This is a genomic window from Pseudomonas sp. B3G-3, from assembly GCF_028640915.1.
Lineage (GTDB): Bacteria > Pseudomonadota > Gammaproteobacteria > Pseudomonadales > Pseudomonadaceae > Aquipseudomonas > Aquipseudomonas chlororaphis_I.
Map to the genome: position 1 here is coordinate 211,968 of NZ_JAQZAB010000133.1, position 17,458 is coordinate 229,425.

14 protein-coding genes are annotated in these 17,458 nt (G+C 64.3%); 3 read left to right on the forward strand and 11 right to left on the reverse strand.

Going from position 1 to position 17,458, the window contains the following annotated elements:
- Positions 1 to 63 precede the first annotated feature (63 nt).
- Complete coding sequence (locus tag PVZ80_RS31075) at positions 64 to 486, forward strand: hypothetical protein (RefSeq protein WP_028684196.1); 423 nt, start codon at positions 64 to 66, stop codon at positions 484 to 486.
- Here the strand turns inward: PVZ80_RS31075 and PVZ80_RS31080 are convergent.
- The 7 genes from PVZ80_RS31080 to PVZ80_RS31110 all read right to left on the reverse strand — a co-directional run bounded on the left by PVZ80_RS31080 (position 464) and on the right by PVZ80_RS31110 (position 8,914).
- The gene (locus PVZ80_RS31080) at positions 464 to 652 is read right to left on the reverse strand and encodes a hypothetical protein (protein WP_273864977.1); all 189 of its coding nucleotides are present in this window, start codon (positions 650 to 652) and stop codon (positions 464 to 466) included. The genes PVZ80_RS31075 and PVZ80_RS31080 overlap by 23 nt on opposite strands.
- Positions 649 to 1,782: a PepSY-associated TM helix domain-containing protein gene (locus PVZ80_RS31085; RefSeq protein WP_124309711.1), complete on the reverse strand. Its 1,134-nt coding sequence runs from the start codon at positions 1,780 to 1,782 to the stop codon at positions 649 to 651. The genes PVZ80_RS31080 and PVZ80_RS31085 overlap by 4 nt, the downstream gene beginning before the upstream one ends.
- Before the next feature lie 64 nt (positions 1,783 to 1,846).
- Complete coding sequence (locus PVZ80_RS31090) at positions 1,847 to 4,276, reverse strand: TonB-dependent siderophore receptor (RefSeq protein ID WP_053270092.1); 2,430 nt, start codon at positions 4,274 to 4,276, stop codon at positions 1,847 to 1,849.
- Between the two features lie 217 nt (positions 4,277 to 4,493).
- On the reverse strand, positions 4,494 to 5,480 hold the full coding sequence (locus PVZ80_RS31095) for a FecR domain-containing protein (RefSeq protein ID WP_273864978.1): 987 nt from the start codon (positions 5,478 to 5,480) through the stop codon (positions 4,494 to 4,496).
- A complete protein-coding gene (locus PVZ80_RS31100) occupies positions 5,477 to 5,995 on the reverse strand; it encodes an RNA polymerase sigma factor (protein ID WP_273864979.1) in 519 nt (172 codons plus the stop codon). Before PVZ80_RS31100 ends, PVZ80_RS31095 begins: the two co-directional genes overlap by 4 nt.
- Before the next feature lie 274 nt (positions 5,996 to 6,269).
- Positions 6,270 to 6,977 carry a 3'-5' exonuclease gene (locus PVZ80_RS31105; protein WP_273864980.1) on the reverse strand — a complete coding sequence of 236 codons (708 nt, stop codon included), beginning with the start codon at positions 6,975 to 6,977 and terminating at the stop codon, positions 6,270 to 6,272.
- Positions 6,974 to 8,914, reverse strand: a complete 1,941-nt coding sequence (locus tag PVZ80_RS31110) for a putative nucleotidyltransferase substrate binding domain-containing protein (protein ID WP_053270090.1) — start codon at positions 8,912 to 8,914, stop codon at positions 6,974 to 6,976. Before PVZ80_RS31110 ends, PVZ80_RS31105 begins: the two co-directional genes overlap by 4 nt.
- A gap of 253 nt (positions 8,915 to 9,167) precedes the next feature.
- Between PVZ80_RS31110 and PVZ80_RS31115 the strand changes: the two genes are divergently transcribed.
- Complete coding sequence (locus PVZ80_RS31115; RefSeq protein WP_009045922.1) at positions 9,168 to 9,614, forward strand: response regulator; 447 nt, start codon at positions 9,168 to 9,170, stop codon at positions 9,612 to 9,614.
- 117 nt (positions 9,615 to 9,731) lie between these two features.
- Here the strand turns inward: PVZ80_RS31115 and PVZ80_RS31120 are convergent, their stop codons facing one another.
- Entirely contained in the window at positions 9,732 to 11,921 is a 2,190-nt protein-coding gene (locus PVZ80_RS31120) for a malate synthase G (protein ID WP_009051204.1), read from the reverse strand.
- A 495-nt stretch (positions 11,922 to 12,416) separates the two neighbouring features.
- Here PVZ80_RS31120 and PVZ80_RS31125 point away from each other — a divergent pair, with 495 nt between their 5' ends.
- The gene (locus PVZ80_RS31125) at positions 12,417 to 12,935 is read left to right on the forward strand and encodes a glycine cleavage system protein R (RefSeq protein WP_009051203.1); all 519 of its coding nucleotides are present in this window, start codon (positions 12,417 to 12,419) and stop codon (positions 12,933 to 12,935) included.
- Positions 12,936 to 13,160: 225 nt separating this feature from the next.
- Here the strand turns inward: PVZ80_RS31125 and rarD are convergent, their stop codons facing one another.
- From rarD to PVZ80_RS31140, 3 genes are all read right to left on the reverse strand, one after another.
- Positions 13,161 to 14,048: an EamA family transporter RarD gene (gene rarD, locus PVZ80_RS31130; protein WP_009051202.1), complete on the reverse strand. Its 888-nt coding sequence runs from the start codon at positions 14,046 to 14,048 to the stop codon at positions 13,161 to 13,163.
- Between the two features lie 220 nt (positions 14,049 to 14,268).
- Positions 14,269 to 15,243, reverse strand: coding sequence for a serine/threonine protein kinase (locus PVZ80_RS31135; RefSeq protein WP_009051201.1), 975 nt, complete (start codon positions 15,241 to 15,243; stop codon positions 14,269 to 14,271).
- 148 nt (positions 15,244 to 15,391) lie between these two features.
- Positions 15,392 to 17,293 (reverse strand): PhoX family protein, encoded by a 1,902-nt coding sequence (locus tag PVZ80_RS31140; RefSeq protein WP_273864981.1) that lies wholly within the window; start codon positions 17,291 to 17,293, stop codon positions 15,392 to 15,394.
- Positions 17,294 to 17,458: the final 165 nt, after the last annotated feature.

Below are 17,458 nucleotides of genomic sequence, written 5' to 3' on the forward strand. Positions count from 1 at the left end.
ATCTTAACGCAGCCCCTGGCCCCGGCCACAGGGGCGGCATGCAGCACAGACAAGGAGTGATGAATGCGCAGGTCCTATCTTCGACACGGCTTGTACAGCCTGGCCCTGACCCTGTTGGGCGCGCTGGCGGTGTACCTGGCCTTGCAGTTCGAGTTTCGCCGCCACGGCGAGGGTGAGCCGGAGCTGATCATGGCGTTCGCCTACATGGCCTGGTACTGGGCGCTGCCGGCGCTGGCCCTGCCAGCCCTGGGCTGTGCCCTGCTGAGCCTGCGCGGCCCCGAACCGCTGACCCGGCCCTGGCGCTGGAGCCTGGCGGCAAGCTATGTACCGCTGCTGGGGCTGGCGCTGTTCTGCGTGCTGGTCGCCGCCGAGGCGCAGCAGGAAAACCGCGTGTTCATCCCGGTGCTGGCGATCGGCCTGGGGCTGTCGCTGTACCTGTGGCGCGGCTTCCCCGCCGCCGGGGTCAGGCCGGAGGCGGGCGGTTGAACAAACCCCGCAGGGCGATCAGCGCCGGAGCGCCCAGGCCGAGCCAGCTCAGGGCGTCCCAGATGCCGTCGCCGAGCAGCGCGGAGAACAGCCCCGCGGCACAGAGCACGGTGATGAACAGCGGCGCGCCGAAGACCTTCCAGAAGTTCGATTGCCGCGGCCTCATGGCGTCACTCCAGAGTGTTCACCCAGCGCCGGCCTGGCCGCGCGGCGGCGGACTATCCACAGGTACAGGCCGCTGCCCAGGACAATGATGGTCAGCCCATCCAGGGTCGCCCAGAGGATCTTCATCGGCATGCCGCCGTAGTCGCCGAAGTGCAGCGGTTGCGACATGCCCATGGCGTCCATGTACCAGGGACGTTCGGCCACCGCCGTGACCTCCAGGGTGCTGGCGTCGATCAGCACCGGGGTCAGCAGGTGCGAGGTCAGGTGGGTGCTGCCTTTCATGAACACCGCGTAGTGATGCTCGCTGGAAAAGCGCGTGCCGGGGAAGGCGATGAAGTCCGGCTGCATGCCCGGTGCCACCTCCTTGGCGATCTCCAGCAGGCGGCTGGCCGGGGCCAGTTGGGTCAGTGGCGGCGCATCGCGGTACGGCTCGATCATCGCGCTGAGGCTGTCGTTGCGCCAGGCGGCGATCAGCAGGTCGGCGCAGGCGCTGATCACCCCGGTGACGCCGACCACCAGGGCCCAGGTCAGGGTCACCACGCCGATCAGGTTATGCAGGTCCAGCCAGCGCAGGCGGGTGGATTTGTCCTGGCGCACCGTGGCGAATGCCAGCCGGCGCATGAACGGCAGGTACAGCACCACGCCGGAGACGATCGCCAGCACGAACAGCAGCCCCATGAACGCCAGCAGCAGCTTGCCCGGCAGGCCGGCGAACAGGTCCACGTGCAGGCGCAGGATGAACATCATCAGCCCACCGTTGGCCGAGGGCGTTTCCACGGCTTCGCCGGTGCGGGCGTCGAGCATGAAGGTATGGGACGAGTTGGGCTCGGTGCCGGCGGTCCTGGCCATGATGGTGAGCACGCCGTTGGGGTCTTCCTCGTCCCAGCCGAAATACTGCATGACCTCGCCCGGGCGATGGGCCTCGGCGGCGCGCACCAGCTGCTGCAGGTCGAGCTGCGGAGTGTCGGCGGGCATTTCCCGCAGCTGCGGCGCGTCACCCAGCAGGTGATCGATCTCGTGGTGAAAGATCAGCGGCAGGCCGGTCAGGGCCAGCATCAGCAGGAACACCGTGCAGATCAGGCTGGTCCAGGTGTGGATAAAGGACCAGCGGCGGATGGTTTTGCTTTTCATTTCTTAGCCTTCAGACACAGCAAAGCCGTCCTCGGCAGGACGGCCCGGTGGTTAACTCAGCCGATTACCACTGGTAGGTGGCACTGGCGACCACGCTACGCTGATCGCCGAAATAGCAGTAGGAACCATCGCAGGTGGACAGGTAGTCCTTGTCGAACAGGTTGGTGGCGTTGAGTTTCAGCGACGCGCCTTTGAGGCTGCTGTCCAGGCGGCCCAGGTCGTAATGCACGGCGGCATCGAACACCGTGTAGGCATTGGCCTTGCCCAGCCAGGTATTGGCCTGGTCGCCATAGGTATTGCCGGTGTAGCGGGCGCCGGCGCCAATGCCGAAACCGTCGAGCACGCCGCTGTGCCAGGTGTAGTCGGTCCACAGCGAGGCTTGCTGGTTTGGCATCAGTTGCAGGCGGTTGCCTTTATAGATGCCTTTTTGCACCTCGGACTTGGCCAGGGTGTAGGCGGCGATGACCTTGAGGTTGTCGGTCACGTCGGACACCGCTTCCAGCTCCAGGCCTTTGACCTTCACTTCGCCGGTCTGGTTGGTCACCGACTCGCCACCGGCACCGATGCTGGTCACCAGCACGTTTTTCTGCGTCAGGTCGTAGACCGCCGCGCTCAGCAGGGTGTTCGAACCAGGTGGCTGGTACTTGATGCCCAGCTCCCATTGCTTGCCCTCGGTGGGTTTATACGACTCGGTGGGGGAGACGCTGGCGTTGCTGGCTGGCTGGAACGATTCGGCGTAGGAGAGGTACGGCACCAGTCCCGAGTCGAACACATAGCTCAGCGCCGCGTTGCCGCTGAAGTTCTTGCTGCGGTCGGTGTTGGTCACGTCGTTCTTGTTGAAATAAGTGGTGCCCTGGTGCACCCAGTCTTCACGACCGCCCAGGGTCAGGCGCCATTGGTCCAGGGCCATCTGGTCCTGCACGTAGAGGCCGGTCTGCACGGTTTTCTGGTTGTAGTCGTAGTAGGCGCTGGAGCGCGCCGGGCGCACGATCGGCTTGCCATAGACCGGGTTGAAGATGTTGGTGGTCCCGCCGTCGCCGTAAATCGACAGATAGGAGGTGTCGGTGCGTTGGTGATCCAGGCCGATCAGCACGGTGTGGGTGATGTCGCCGGTGGCGAAGTCAGCCTGGAAGTTATTGTCGACCGCGAACTGGCTGATGTCCTCGTCCACATTGGTCGAGGTACGGCTGATATTGCCTGCCGCATCGGCCGGGGAGTAGGCGTAGGAGCCTACGGTCAGCTGCTGGAAGGACAGCTCCGATTTGGTGTAGCGCAGGTTCTGGCGGAACTGCCAGACATCGTTGAAGCGGTGCTCGAAGGCGTAGCCCAGGGCGTAGTAGGTGCGGTCGTAGAACTCGTAGTCCGGATCGCCCAGGTTCTTGTGATGGGAGACGTCGCCCAGTGGCGACTTGATCTTGGTGCCCTGGATCGGCATGAACTGGCTGGTCGCGCCGGTATCGTCGCGGGTGAACTGCGAGAGCAGGGTCAGCCTGGTATCGGTGTCGATGTTCCAGGTCAGGCTGGGGGCGATGTTGTAGCGCTTGTTGTCGATGTGGTCGACCTGGGTACCGGCGTCTCGCACCACGCCGCTGAGGCCGTAGAGGAACTGGCCTTCGTCGTCGATCTTGCCGGTGCTGGCGAAGTTGATCTGGCGGTAGTTGTCACTGCCGTACTGCAACTGGATGGCATGGCTCGATTCAGCGCTGGGGCGCCGGCTGACCATGTCCAGCAGGCCGCCCGGCGGGGTCTGGCCGTACACCGACGAGGCCGGGCCGCGCAGCAGGGCAAGGCGGTCGAGGTTCCAGGTTTCCGCTTTCGGGTTGGCATACACGCCGCGGGGCAGAGGCAGGCCGTCGAGGAACTGGGTGGGCTCGAAGCCGCGCACGCGCATCCAGTCATAGCGGGTGTCGCTGCCGTAGCTGGCGGAAACGATACCGGGCATGTAGCGCACGGCATCATCCAGGTTCTGCACGTTGCGGTCTTCCATCTGCTGGCGGGTGGCGACGGAAATCGAACGCGGCGCTTCAACCAGCGAGGTGTCGGTCTTGGTGCCGGCGGCGGTGCGCGTGGCGAGGTAACCGTCCACCGGCCCCCAGGCACTCTCATAAGCCTGCTGGCCAGTAATGCTGGTTTCCGGCAGGGCCACCACACCGTCGGGAATCGCCACTAGGCTGTAGGTGCCGGCGCTGCTTTGTTCCAGTTGCAGGCCGGTGCCGCGCAGGGCTTCGCGCAAGGCGCCGGCGGCATCGAACTGGCCCTTGACCGGGGCCGAGGTCTTGCCGGCGGCCAGGCTCGGGTTGAGGCTCAGGGCCAGGCCGGCCTGGCTGGCGATCTGGTTCAGGGTACTGGCCAGGGGCGCGGCCGGCAGGTTGTAGGCGCGCACGCCGGACGCCTGTTCGGCGGCGATCAGCGGGGTGCTGGCCAGCGGGGCGCAGAGGGCAATGGCCACGGCCAACAGGCTGGGGCGCAACAGGGTGTCTAGCGAGCGGGACATACGGCGGCTCCTGGATGGAAACATTTCTCAATTGCCTATGTGCCGGACGAGATTCAAAAAGTGATAGGGCGGATTGAAAATAATTTCGATTTACGAAAATAAGGGGGGTATTTCAGGTTGGGCAGGCGTTTTCGCGAGCAAGCTCGCTCCTACAGGAACGGCGCCACCCTGTAGGAGCGAGCTTGCTCGCGATAAAAACCGCACCGACACCGCAGGGTTATGGTTTGTCTCTACCCTCGGCCCGCGCCACCAGGGTGACCCACCAGGGTGTGTGCCGCTCGATGGCCACGGGCAGGGTGGGCAGCAGCGCGCTCAGGGCCAGGTCGGTGTCGTGCAGCGGGAAGCTGCCGGTGATGCGCAGGTCGGCCACCTCGTCGGCCACTCCCAGATGGCCACGGCGGTAGCGCCCCAGCTCGCTGACCAGGTCCGCCAGGCGCGCGTTGTCCACCACCAGCATGCCGCGGGTCCAGGCGTCGGCACCGGGGCTCAGGGCCAGCAGCGGGCCGAGGCCGTCGCGGCGCATCAGCACCTGCTGGCCCTCCTTGAGGATCTGTTCGTCCTGGCCGGACTCCGGCCGCGCGGCCACGGCCGATTGCAGCACGCTCAGGCGGGTGCCCTGTTCCTCGCGCTTGACCAGGAACCGTGTACCCAGCGCGCGCATATGGCCCTCGCGGGTCTCGACGATAAAGGGCCGGGCATCGTTGTGGCCGGTCTCGACCAGGATCTCGCCTGCCTGCAACACGATGCGCCGCTGTTTTTCGTCGAAACGCACATCCACGGCGCTGTGGGTATTGAGGTTGATCAGCGTGCCGTCGGCCAGGCGCAGGGTGCGTTGCTCGCCGGTGGCGGTGCGCTGGTCGGCGAGCCAGTAATCCAGCTGGCCGTAACGTTCGCCGGCGAACAGGGCCAGGCCCAGCAGCAGGGCGACGCTGGCCAGCCCGCTGCCGAGCTTGCGCACGCGGCGGCGGAGGCTGTCCCGCGATTGCAGCAGGGCGCTGCGGGCCGGGCCGCTGGCAACGCTGAAACGCTGGTCGAGCATGCCCAGCTGGCGCCAGGCGCGGGCGTGTTCTTCATCGGCGGCATGCCATTTGGCGAATTCTTCGCGGGCCATCGGGTTGCCTTCGCCGGAGTCCAGCGACAGCTGCCAGGCAATCGCCGCGTCCAGCACCCGGGCGGACACCGGCTTGGCGTTGAGCGGGCTCATAGCGGCTCACCGTACAGGGCGATGTAGCACTGGCGAATGCCCTGGGCCAGGTACTGCCTGACCCGCGGCACGGACACACCGAGGCGTTCGGCGATTTCCGCGTGGCCGAGGCCGTCGAGGCGGTTATAGAGGAAGGCCGCGCGAGCCTTGCTCGACAGCTTGCCCAGCAGGCGGTCGATGGCCTTGAGGTCTTCGAGGATCGATTGCTGTTCTTCCGGGGAGGGTTGTTCCTCTTCCGGGATCAGCATCAGTTCGGTGAGGTAGGCCTGTTCCAGCGCGGCGCGGCGGAAGTAGTCGAACAGCAGGCCCTTGGCGATGGCCACCAGGAACGCCCGCGGCTCGCGCGGGGCTTTCAGTTCGTCGCGGCCCAGCAGGCGGACGAAGGTATCCTGGCTCAGATCCTCGGCCCGTTGTGGGCAGGCCACGTTGCGTCGCAGCCAGGCCAGCAGCCAGCCGCGATGGTCGCGATACAACGCGCCAACGAGGTCACTGTGGGGGTTTTGGGCTGACGACACCTGGGTATCCCAATCGAGAAGTTGAAACTAACGAGAATTATTCGCGATTGTGGCAGGGCGCAAAGAGCCGCGCAATGGGCGCTGGTCGGCTGCGATTTATCGGATCCCTGTAGCCGCTGCCGAGCGCCAGCGAGGCTGCGATCGGTCTGGGCGGCATTCCGACGTAGTGGCCGCAAAGCCTGAGTTTGCAGTCTGTCAGGCGGAACGCGCTGTCTGGATGGCGAGCGCTACGCGCTCGATCGCAGCCTCGCTGGCGCTCGGCAGCGGCTACAGATCAGAAGGAGTGGGTTTGCTGCCGGCGCTTCCATTGGCTGAGCCGCTGTTGCAGGTTCAGCGGGCTGTGGATCTGCTGCTGGCGGGCGCGGCTGAACAGGATCAGCGCCAGTTCGGCGGTGGCCAGGGCGTCGGCGGCGGCATGGTGGCGTTCGCCGGCCTGCAGCTTGAAGTAACCCATCCAGTCATCCAGCCCGGCTTCGCGGATATGCGCCTGGGGGCAGAGCAGCGGGGCCATTTCGGCGACGTCGAGGAACGGATGCTGCAGGCGATAACCCAGGCTGTCCTTCAGGGCCCGGCCGAGCATGTGCTGGTCGAACGGCGCATGGAAGGCCAGCAGCGGGCTGTCGCCAACGAACTCCATGAAATCCAGCAAGGCCTCTACCGGGTCGCTGCCCGCGGCGATCGCGCTCGGGCCGAGGCCATGAATCAGCACACTGGGGCTGAGCTTGTGGTCGGTACGCTGCAAGGTGCGTTCGAACTGCTGGCCGAAGTCGATGGCGCCGTCTTCGATCACCACCGCGCCAATGGACAGCACCTGGTCGCGGTTGAGGTTGAGCCCGGTGGTTTCCAGGTCCAGCACCACCCAGCGCTGTTCGCGCAGGCTGCATTCGCCCAGCGGCGGTGCGACAGGCAGGCGCTCGCGGCGTTGTTGCTGTTCGGCGTTGAGCGCCGCGTTGGCCGGGCGCAACCAGGCGAACAGGCTCATAGCTGGTACCTCAGTGCCAGGCTGCTTTGCAGGCGCTGGGCCTGGCGCAGCGACTCGCGCAGGATGCGCCGGTCCAGGTGGTTGAGGCTGTCCGGGTCGACGCGGTTGGAGTAGGGCAGGTTCTGCCGGGTCTGCAATTGGTGCTGTTGCATGCGGGTCTGCTGGATGAAGTGATAGGCCTCTTCATACGCGGCGCCGTCGAGGGTTTCGATGACTTCCCTGGCCACCAGCTGGCGCAGGCGCTCCAGGGTGTTGTTGGCGTCGATGCCGTTGGCCAGGGCCAGCAGGCGGGCGCCGTCGACGAAGGGGGTGAGGCCCTGGACCTTGAGGTCGAGGGTGGCTTTTTCGCCGTTCTTCCTGGCCAGGACGAATTCACGGAAACGCCCTACCGGCGGGCGCTGGCGCAGCGCGTTCTCGGCCATCATGCGCTGGAACAGGCGGTTGTCGCCGACCTGGTCGAGGATGCCACGGCGCAGTTGGGCACAGCCTTGCTCGTCGCCCCAGACCACCCGCAGGTCGAAATAGATGCTCGAACCCAGCAGGTTCTCCGGCGTGGCCTCCCGGATGAAGGCGGCGAAGCGCCGTGCCCACTCGGCGCGGGACAGGCACAGCTCGGGGTTGCCGGCCATGATGTTGCCCTTGCACAGGGTGAAGCCGCACAGCGCCAGGCTCTGGTTGATCTGCTGCGCCAGGGGCAGCAGCTTGCCGCGGATCTGTGCCGCATGGGCCGCATCGCGGGCTTCGAACAGGATGCCGTTGTCCTGGTCGGTGTGCAGGGTCTGCTCGCGCCGGCCTTCGCTGCCGAAACACAGCCAGCTGAACGGCACGCCCGGGTCGCCCTTGTCGGCCAGGGTCAGTTCGATGACCCGGCACACCGTGTGGTCGTTGAGCAGGGTGATGATGTGGGTGATCTGGGTCGAGGACGCGCCATGGGCCAGCATGCGCTCCACCAGCTGGCCGATCTCGCCGCGGATCGCCACCAGGTTGTCGATGCGTGGCGCGTTGCGGATGGTCCGCGCCAGGTGCACCAGGTCGACCCGCTGCAGGGAAAACAGGTCGCGCTCGGAAACCACGCCGCACAGGCGCTGCTCTTTTACCAGGCAGACGTGGGCGATGTGCCGCTCGGTCATGGCGATGGCGGCGTCGAATGCGCTGTGGTCCGGCGAGAGGGCGAACGGTGCCTGGGTCATGTGCCGTTCGATGTCCTGGTTGAAGTCGCTGGTGCCGTCGGCCACCACCTGGCGCAGGTCGCGCAGGGTGAAGATACCGAGCGGTGCCTTGTGTGCATCCACCACCACGATGCTGCCGACCTGCTGCTCGTGCATCAGGCTCACAGCTTCGCGCAGCGGGGTGGATGGGCTGCAGGTCACCGGGTGGCGCATCGCCAGTTCGCCCAGCCGGGTGTTGAGGGAGTACTGGGTGCCGAGGGTTTCCACGGCCTTTTGCTGGACCTGCTGGTTGACCTGGTCCAGCAGGCTGCTGACACCACGCAGGGCGAAATCGCGAAACACCGCGCAGAGGGCGAACAGCTTGATGAAGGCCGGCTTGTTCAATTGCAGGCAGAAGGTGTCCTCGGCCGCCAGGTGTTCGGTGCGGGTGGCGCGCTCGCCCAGCAGCGCGGCGAGGGGGAAACACTCGCCGGCGGTGATCTCGAAGGTGGTTTCGGTACCGCCCTTGAGGGCGTGCTGGCGCTCGCCGACCACCCGGCCCTGCTTGACGATATAGAAGTGTTCGACCGGTCCGTCGGCGGGTTTGATGATGCTCTCGCCGGGGCCGTAGAAACGCAGTTGGCATTGCTCGACCAGGTACGCCAGGTGAGCGTTTTCCATCTGATTGAAAGGGGGGAACCGCTGGAGAAACTGCATCGTGCCGTGGATGTTCTGCAACACCGCGGTTTTCCCTGCCTGGGTGAAGGCATCCGCTTTACTCATAACCATTACCGCAGTCTTTTTGGATTTGTTGTGGTCGGGTCTTGGGTCATGGTCGGTCCCACGCTGCCGGGTGCCCATTGGACGTAAGTCTAGGTAGCGGGTCTGCACCTGTTAATTCGCTTCAAGCAGGTGTCAAAACCGTGAAAAAAGTACTTATCCGGCCTCTTGGAAAAAAATCCGACGAAGTGCACATTGGAGGCCTGCTTAGCGATGTCTGACCACTGTGCTAGGGGATCGATTTGAATATGTAGAGAACGCCATGTCCGACCACGATATTTTGAGTGATGCCGAGCGCGAGGCGCTGAACGCCGTGATGCTCGAGCCTGATCTGCCGCCCCAGCGCGTGTTGATTGCCGACGATGACAAGGATGCCCGTGAGTTGCTGTCGGAAATTCTGGGGCTGGATGGCATTCGCTGCATGACCGCAGCCAGTGGCAAGGCCGCACTTGAACTGTTGAACTCGAACAAGTCGATCGGACTGCTGATCACCGATCTGCGCATGGCCCCCTGCAACGGCCTGGACCTGATCCGCCAGGTGCGAGAGTCGGAGCGGGCGGCGCTGCCGATCATTATCATTTCCGGGGATGCCGATGTGCGTGACGCCATCGCGGCCATGCACCTGAGCGTGGTGGATTTCCTGCTCAAGCCGATCGACACCGGCAAGCTGCTGGCGCTGGTCAAGCATGAGCTGGGGGTGGTGCGCTAAGTATGTGCCCCACGTCCCCTGTAGGAGCGAGCTTGCTCGCGATAGCTGCCTCGGCCCCAAACAAAAAAGCCCTGATCGTGCGACCAGGGCTTTTTCTTTTACCGCGTTAACGCAGGATCACAGGCCGTTGCGGGCCTTGAACTCGCGACGACGACGATGCAGTACCGGCTCGGTGTAGCCGTTCGGCTGCTTGGTGCCTTCGATCACCAGTTCGACCGCCGCCTGGAAGGCGATGTTGCTGTCGAAGTTCGGGGCCAGCGGACGGTACAGGGTGTCGCCGGCGTTCTGCCGGTCCACCACGGGCGCCATGCGCTTGAGGCTTTCCATGACCTGGGCTTCGGTGACGACGCCATGGCGCAGCCAGTTGGCGATGTGCTGGCTGGAGATGCGCAGGGTGGCGCGGTCTTCCATCAGGCCGACATCGTTGATGTCCGGCACCTTGGAGCAGCCGACGCCCTGGTCGATCCAGCGCACCACGTAGCCGAGAATGCCCTGGGCGTTGTTGTCCAGTTCGTTCTTGATCTCTTCGGCCGACCAGTTGGTGTTGCTGGCCAGCGGAATGGTCAGGATGTCGTCCACCGAAGCGCGGGCGCGCTTGGCCAGCTCGGCCTGGCGGGCGAACACGTCGACCTTGTGGTAGTGCAGGGCGTGCAGGGCCGCGGCGGTGGGCGAAGGTACCCAGGCGGTGTTGGCGCCGGCCAGCGGGTGAGCGATTTTCTGTTCGAGCATGGCAGCCATCAGGTCCGGCATGGCCCACATGCCTTTACCGATCTGCGCGCGACCTTGCAGGCCGGTGCTCAGGCCGATATCGACGTTCCAGTTCTCGTAGGCGCCGATCCACTTGGCGGCCTTCATCTCGGCCTTGCGCACCACGGCGCCGGCTTCCATGGAGGTGTGGATTTCGTCGCCGGTACGGTCGAGGAAGCCGGTGTTGATGAACACCACGCGCTCGCTGGCGGCCTTGATGCAGGCCTTGAGGTTGACCGTGGTGCGGCGCTCCTCGTCCATGATCCCGACTTTCAGGGTGTTGCGCGGCAGTTCCAGCACGTCTTCGATGCGCCCGAACAGCTCGTTGGTGAACGCGGCTTCTTCCGGACCGTGCATCTTCGGCTTCACGATGTACACCGAGCCGGTGCGGCTGTTGGTGCGCGAGGTGTTGCCGTTGAGGTTGTGGATCGCCGCGAGGCTGGTGACCAGGCCGTCGAGGATGCCTTCCGGCACTTCGTTGCCTTGGCTGTCGAGGATCGCGTCGATGGTCATCAGGTGGCCGACGTTACGCACGAACAGCAGCGAACGACCGTGCAGCTTCACACTGCCGCCGTTGGGCGCGGTGTATTCGCGGTCGGCGTTCATGGTGCGGGTGAAGGTCTGGCCGCCCTTGGCCACTTCTTCGGCCAGGTCGCCCTTCATCAGGCCGAGCCAGTTGCGGTAGATCACCACCTTGTCATCGGCGTCGACGGCGGCGACCGAGTCTTCGCAGTCCATGATGGTGGTCAGGGCCGCTTCCATCAGCACGTCTTTTACGCCGGCGGCGTCGGTCTGGCCGACCGGGCTGCTGGCGTCGATCTGGATCTCGAAATGCAGGCCGTTGTGTTTCAGCAGGACCGCGGTCGGGGCCGCGGCATCGCCGTGGTAGCCGATCAGCTGGGCGTCGTCGCGCAGGCCGCTGTTGCTGCCACCCTTGAGGGCGACCACCAGCTTGCCGTCGACGATTTTGTAGCCGGTGGAGTCGACATGGGAGCCGGCAGCCAATGGCGCGGCCTCGTCGAGGAAGGCGCGGGCGAAGGCGATGACCTTGTCGCCGCGCACCTTGTTGTAGCCTTTGCCTTTTTCCGCGCCGTCGGCTTCGCTGATGGCGTCGGTGCCATAAAGCGCGTCGTACAGCGAGCCCCAGCGGGCGTTGGAGGCGTTGAGGGCAAAACGGGCATTCATCACCGGGACCACCAGCTGCGGACCGGCCGTGCGGGCGATCTCGTCATCGACGTTTTGCGTCGTGGCCTGGAAGTCCGCCGCTTCTGGCAGCAGATAACCGATGTCTTGCAGGAAGGCTTTGTAGGCGATCGGGTCGTGGGCCTGGGCTTTCTCAGGAGCTCTACGGGATTGGTGCCAGGCATCGATACGCGCCTGGAAATCGTCGCGTTTGGCGAGTAGGGCTTTGTTCTTCGGCGCCAGGTCGTGGATGACCTTGTCGGCGCCGGCCCAGAACTTGTCGGCGGTGAGGCCGGTACCGGGAATGGCTTCGTTGTTCACGAAGTCGAACAGGACTTTGGCGACCTGCAGGCCACCGACTTGAACGTGTTCAGTCATTGCTTGCCTCACTCTGCTCAGCTATTTCGCTTTTCAGCTCTTCAAATTAACAATGAAGCCTCTGGCCATTTAAACCACAAACCCCTCTACCAGTACATGCCATCGCGGGCGGCTGGGATGGTTCCAATCAACGGCTTGAAGCCTTGCTGACAGGGCTTTCAGGGTTGCGACTGCGCCTTGGCAGACATCGATCCAACGTTATGTAGTGCGCGCTGCGGCATACTACATGATGAATTGCGGTTGTGAAAATTAGACTAAATACGTCGTTCCGCGACCCAAGTTCGCGGAGCGGTCACGCTGGGGAACAGGATGTTCTCAAAAAACTATTGAATTGTTCCATATAAATCTAAGGAGTTGTACACGATTTATATTCCGGCAGCGGCAGCGCGCTGTTTTCATGCTTTGCGCCTTGCCTGTAGGCGCAAGGGAAGCGGCAGGACGAGCCTTGCCTATACTTGATTTTCTATAACAAAAGTCCTGACAGAGGGTTGCGCCATGGACCACCTCGTACTCACCGTATTCGCCCCGGACAAGCCCGGACAGGTCGAGCGCATCGCCCAATGCATCGCCGCGCACGGCGGTAACTGGCTGGAGAGCCGCATGTCGCGCATGGCGGGGCAGTTCGCCGGCATCCTGCGGGTCGGTGTGCCGGCGGAGGCCTACGACGAGCTGGTGGACGCCTTGCAGGGCTTGGCGGCCCAGGGCATTCGGGTGCTGATCGCCGAAAGCGGTATCGAACAGTCCTGCACCTGGAAGCCGATCTCCATGGAGTTGGTGGGCAACGACCGGCCGGGCATCGTGCGCGACATCACCCGCCTGTTGAGCGAGCAGGGGGTGAACCTGGAGCGACTGGTGACCGAAGTGCGCCCGGCGCCCATGAGCAGCGAGCCGCTGTTCCACGCCGAAGCGATCCTGGCGGTGCCGCTGACCTTGTCCCTCGACGTCCTGCAGTCGCGCCTGGAAACCCTGGCGGATGATTTGATGGTGGAGTTGGTGCTGCGCAGCGAGGTGTGAACCTGAAAGGGCAGGTTATCCAGTTTTAGCGTGCATGCGCCTGTGGATAACCTGTAGAGACTCGCCTCTGGCCCAAGCCGGCCGCGGCTTTTCAAAATCTGATCAAAAAACCAGCAGTTTCAAGGGCTTGTGCACAAACGGCGGGGATCACGCTGTGGATAACCTTGGGAAGGATAGATGCAGGCCACGCCAACCGTGGCCTGTAGAGGTTTGTACGTTTATTGATCAGCTGCGTTTGCGCAGGCTCAACCAGGCATCCACGCTGTACACCGCCAGGCCGGCCCAGATAAACATGAACGCCACCAGGGTGCTCGATGACAGGTGTTCGCCGAACAGCAGTACCGCCTGCAGCAGCACCAGGGTCGGCGCCAGGTACTGCAAGAAGCCCAGGGTGGTGTAGGGCAGGTGACGGGCGGCGGCGTTGAAGCACACCAGCGGCACCAGGGTGACGGGGCCGGCCGCCACCAGCCACCAGGCTTCGGAGCTGGTCCAGAAGGCCGCCTGGGCACTGGTGGCGGTGGGGTTGAACAAGAGCCAGGCGAAGGCGATCGGCACCAGCATCCAGGTTTCCACCACCAGCCCCGGTAGCGCCTTGACCGGCGCCTGCTTGCGGATCAGCCCGTAGAAACCGAAGGTCAGCGCCAGTACCAGCGAGACCCAGGGCAGGCTGCCGACCTGCCACACCTGCTGCGCCACGCCGACCGCCGCCAGGCCCACCGCCAGCCACTGCAGGCGCCGCAGCCGCTCACCGAGGATCAGCATGCCCAGCAGCACGTTCACCAGCGGGTTGATGTAGTAGCCCAGGCTGGCTTCGAGCATGCGCCCGTTATTCACCGACCAGACATAAGTCAGCCAGTTGGCCGCGATCAGGGTGCCGCTCAGGGCCAGGATCGCCAGGCGCTTGGGGTTGTCCCGCAGCTCGCGCCACCAGCCGGGATGCTTCCAGACCATCAGCAGCAACGCGCCGAACAGCGCGGACCAGAGCACCCGGTGGATGATGATTTCCACAGCGGGCACGTTGGCGATGGCTTTGAAGTAGATCGGGAACAGGCCCCAGATGATGTAGGCACTCAGGCCCAGGATGTACCCGCGACGCGGGTTGGCGGCTTGCATGCAGAATCCTTGCTTAGGCAGCTAACAAAGGCAGTGATTGTAAGGAGGTTTATCAGGCTGTGTCTTTGTCGGCGTAATCGCGGAGACCTGCTTTGGTGATCGATCCGGTTTCTGTAGGAGCGAGGCTTGCCCGCGATAGGTTCGCCACGGTGGATCTGATGCACCGCGGTGTCTTGATCGCGGGCAAGCCTCGCACTTACAGACCCGATAAAGGCTGGGCTCAGAACAGCTTCAAGGGTTCTTCGTTGAGCGCCGAAAGTTGTTCGCGCAACGCCAGCACCTGGTCGCCCCAGTAACGCTCGCTGCCGAACCAGGGGAAGCTGCGCGGGAACGCCGGGTCGTCCCAGCGCCGCGCCAGCCAGGCGCTGTAGTGCATCAGGCGCAGGGCGCGCAGCGGTTCGATCAGCGCCAGCTCGCGCGGGTCGAAGTCGTGGAACTCGCTGTAGCCATCCATCAGTTCCGACAGCTGCCCCAGGCATTCCTGGCGATCGCCGGCGAGCATCATCCACAGGTCCTGTACCGCCGGGCCCATGCGGCAGTCGTCGAGATCGACGATATGGAACACCTCGTCGCGGCACATCATGTTGCCGGGATGGCAGTCGCCATGCATGCGGATGTTCTGGTGCGGCGTGGCCTGGTAGACCTCTTCTACCCGCTTGAGCAGGTCGCGGGCCACCGACTCATAGGCCGGCAGCAGGCTCTTGGGCACGAAATCGCCTTCCAGCAGGGTGGTCAGCGAGTCGTGGCCGAAGTTCTTCACCCCCAGCGCTTCGCGATGCTCGAACGGGCGGGTGGCACCGACCGCATGCAGGCGGCCGAGCAATTGCCCCAGGCGATACAACTGGTCGAGGTTGCCGGGTTCCGGCGCCCGGCCGCCACGGCGCGGGAACAGGGTGAAGCGGAAGCCTTGATGCTCGAACAGGCTTTCGCCCTGGTGAATCAGTGGCGCCACCACCGGTACTTCGCATTCGGCGAGTTCGAAGGTGAAGCGGTGCTCTTCGAGAATTGCCTCGTTGGTCCAGCGCTGCGGACGGTAGAACTTGGCGATCAGCGGCTCGCCGTCTTCGATGCCGACCTGGTAGACACGGTTTTCGTAACTGTTGAGTGCCAGGACACGGGCGTCGCTGAGAAAACCGATGCTTTCGACGGCATCGAGGACTAGATCAGGGGTAAGGGTTTCGAACGGGTGAGACATGCTGACTCCTGCGCGCAGCAGGCTGCTGCGTCCGGCCAAGCATGGTAGCGCACGAAGGATGACAGGTGGTGACTGTGAGGTCGCTATCGCGGGCAAGCCTCGCTCCTGCAGGTCGGTGCAGGAGCGAGCTTGCTCGCAAAGCGGTGGATCAGGCGCCGACGATGCCGCCGTCTTCCCGGGTGATCACCATCACCGAGGAGCGCGGCTTGCCGTTGGGCAGGTGCTCGGGGAAGGTCGAACCGCCGTTCTCGCCCGGATGCTGGATGCCCACGAACAGGCTGCGCTGATCCGGCGAGAAGGTGATGCCGGTGACTTCGCAACCCACCGGCCCGACCATGAAGCGGCGGATCTCACCGGTGTCCGGGTCGGCGCAGAGCATCTGATTGTTGCCCATGCCGGCGAAGTCGCCGGCGTTGCTGGAGTCGCCGTCGGTGAGGATCCACAACCGGCCGGCCTTGTCGAAACCCAGGCCGTCGGGGCTGTTGAACATGTTCTGCGGGGTGATGTTCGACGAACCGCCTTTCGGCTGGCCGGCATGCACGGCCGGGTTGCCGGCGACCACGAACAGGTCCCAGGTGAAGTCCATCGAACCGTGGTCGCCACGGCCGGTCTGCCAGCGCAGGATCTGCCCGTAGACGTTTTTCTCCCGCGGGTTCGGGCCGCCCACTGGCTGGCCGTCTTCACCGCGTTTGGAGTTGTTGGTCAGGGTGCAGTAGACCTGGCCGTCTTTCGGGCTGACCACGATCCATTCCGGACGGTCCATGCGCGTGGCCTTGACCACGCTGGCCGCCAGGCGGGCATGGATCAGCACTTCGGCCTGGTCGGCAAAACCGCTGCTAGCGTCGATGCCGTTCTTGCCATGGCTCAGCTCGACCCATCTGCCCTTGCCTTTCGGGTGGTCCGGGTTGCCGTCGCCATTGTCGAAGATCGCCACGTACAGGGTGCCGTGATCCAACAGGTCGCGGTTGGCCTTGGGGTTGCGGTGGTTGATGCGGTCGCGGCTGACGAACTTGTAGATGAACTCACCACGCTCGTCGTCGCCCATGTAGACCACGGCGCGTCCGTCGCGGGTTTCGGCCAGGGCGGCGTTTTCATGCTTGAAGCGGCCCAGGGCGGTGCGCTTGATCGGTTTGGACTGCGGGTCGAACGGGTCGATCTCCACGACCCAGCCATGACGGTTGAGCTCGTTGGGGTTTTTCGCCAGGTCGAAGCGCGGGTCGAACTGATGCCAGTTGATGTCGCGGCTGCTCGCCGAAGCGCCATAACGCTTCTGCGCGGCATCGAAGGTCTGCTGGGCGTTGCTGCTGCCGAAGCAGTCGGTGAAGTTCTCTTCACAGGTCAGGTAGGTGCCCCATGGCGTCTTGCCGTTGGCGCAGTTCTGGAAGGTGCCGAGGACTTTCCTGCCGCTCTTGTCGGCTCTGGTTTTCATCAGCGCGTGGCCGGCGGCCGGGCCGCTCAGGCGAATCGGCGCGTTGCCGTGGATGCGCCGGTTGTAGCGTGAACCCTGGACGAACTGCCATTGGCCGCTGCGGCGCTGCACTTCGATCACCGACACGCCTTCGCTGGCCAGGGCCTTGCGCACGTCTTCCGCCGACTGCGGCATGCCGCCGTGGGGGTAGAGGTAGCGATAGTTGGTGTATTCGTTGTTGATCGCCATCAGCGCGCGATTTTTGTCGTCCGGGAAGGCGAACAGGCTCATGCCGTCGTTGTTGTCACCGAACTGCACTTCCTGGGCCGCGGCGGTGCCATTGCCGCTCGGGTCGAAGGCCGGGCCGTTCTTCTGCAGGGGCTGGCCCCAGCTGATCAGCACCGAGGACTTGTAGCCCGGCGGCAGGGTGATGGTGTCGCTGGTGGCGGCGGCAATGCCTTCAAAACCCAGCAGCTTGCTGGAGCCGGCGCTGACGCTGGCGGCCAGCACGCTGCGGCTCAGCAGGTTGCCACCGAGAAACATAGCCGCGCCGCACAGGGCACCGGCGCTGATGAAACCACGGCGGCTGAGGCCGACCATCTTTTCGAGGTCGGTAGGTTGGTCTTCTTCTAGTAGGCTCATCACAGGCTTCCTGCAGGATTTTGCAGCCACCTTAATCAGCGTCGATGACGAACATATTGCAGCGACGAAAGCATTTCGCCGCTTGTGTAGTCGCGCCGAAGGCTGCGATCGAGCCGAGGGCTCACAGGGAGCTTGAGTCAATCAAGGTCCTGCGGACCTTATCGC

Coding starts and splice junctions, on each gene's coding strand:
- PVZ80_RS31075 (WP_028684196.1), top strand. CDS start 64: ATGCGCAGGTCCTATCTTCGACACGGCTTGTACAGCCTGGCCCTGACC.
- PVZ80_RS31080 (WP_273864977.1), bottom strand. CDS start 652: ATGAGGCCGCGGCAATCGAACTTCTGGAAGGTCTTCGGCGCGCCGCTG.
- PVZ80_RS31085 (WP_124309711.1), bottom strand. CDS start 1,782: ATGAAAAGCAAAACCATCCGCCGCTGGTCCTTTATCCACACCTGGACC.
- PVZ80_RS31090 (WP_053270092.1), bottom strand. CDS start 4,276: ATGTCCCGCTCGCTAGACACCCTGTTGCGCCCCAGCCTGTTGGCCGTG.
- PVZ80_RS31095 (WP_273864978.1), bottom strand. CDS start 5,480: ATGAGCCCGCTCAACGCCAAGCCGGTGTCCGCCCGGGTGCTGGACGCG.
- PVZ80_RS31105 (WP_273864980.1), bottom strand. CDS start 6,977: ATGAGCCTGTTCGCCTGGTTGCGCCCGGCCAACGCGGCGCTCAACGCC.
- PVZ80_RS31110 (WP_053270090.1), bottom strand. CDS start 8,914: ATGGTTATGAGTAAAGCGGATGCCTTCACCCAGGCAGGGAAAACCGCG.
- PVZ80_RS31115 (WP_009045922.1), top strand. CDS start 9,168: ATGTCCGACCACGATATTTTGAGTGATGCCGAGCGCGAGGCGCTGAAC.
- PVZ80_RS31120 (WP_009051204.1), bottom strand. CDS start 11,921: ATGACTGAACACGTTCAAGTCGGTGGCCTGCAGGTCGCCAAAGTCCTG.
- PVZ80_RS31125 (WP_009051203.1), top strand. CDS start 12,417: ATGGACCACCTCGTACTCACCGTATTCGCCCCGGACAAGCCCGGACAG.
- rarD (WP_009051202.1), bottom strand. CDS start 14,048: ATGCAAGCCGCCAACCCGCGTCGCGGGTACATCCTGGGCCTGAGTGCC.
- PVZ80_RS31135 (WP_009051201.1), bottom strand. CDS start 15,243: ATGTCTCACCCGTTCGAAACCCTTACCCCTGATCTAGTCCTCGATGCC.
- PVZ80_RS31140 (WP_273864981.1), bottom strand. CDS start 17,293: ATGAGCCTACTAGAAGAAGACCAACCTACCGACCTCGAAAAGATGGTC.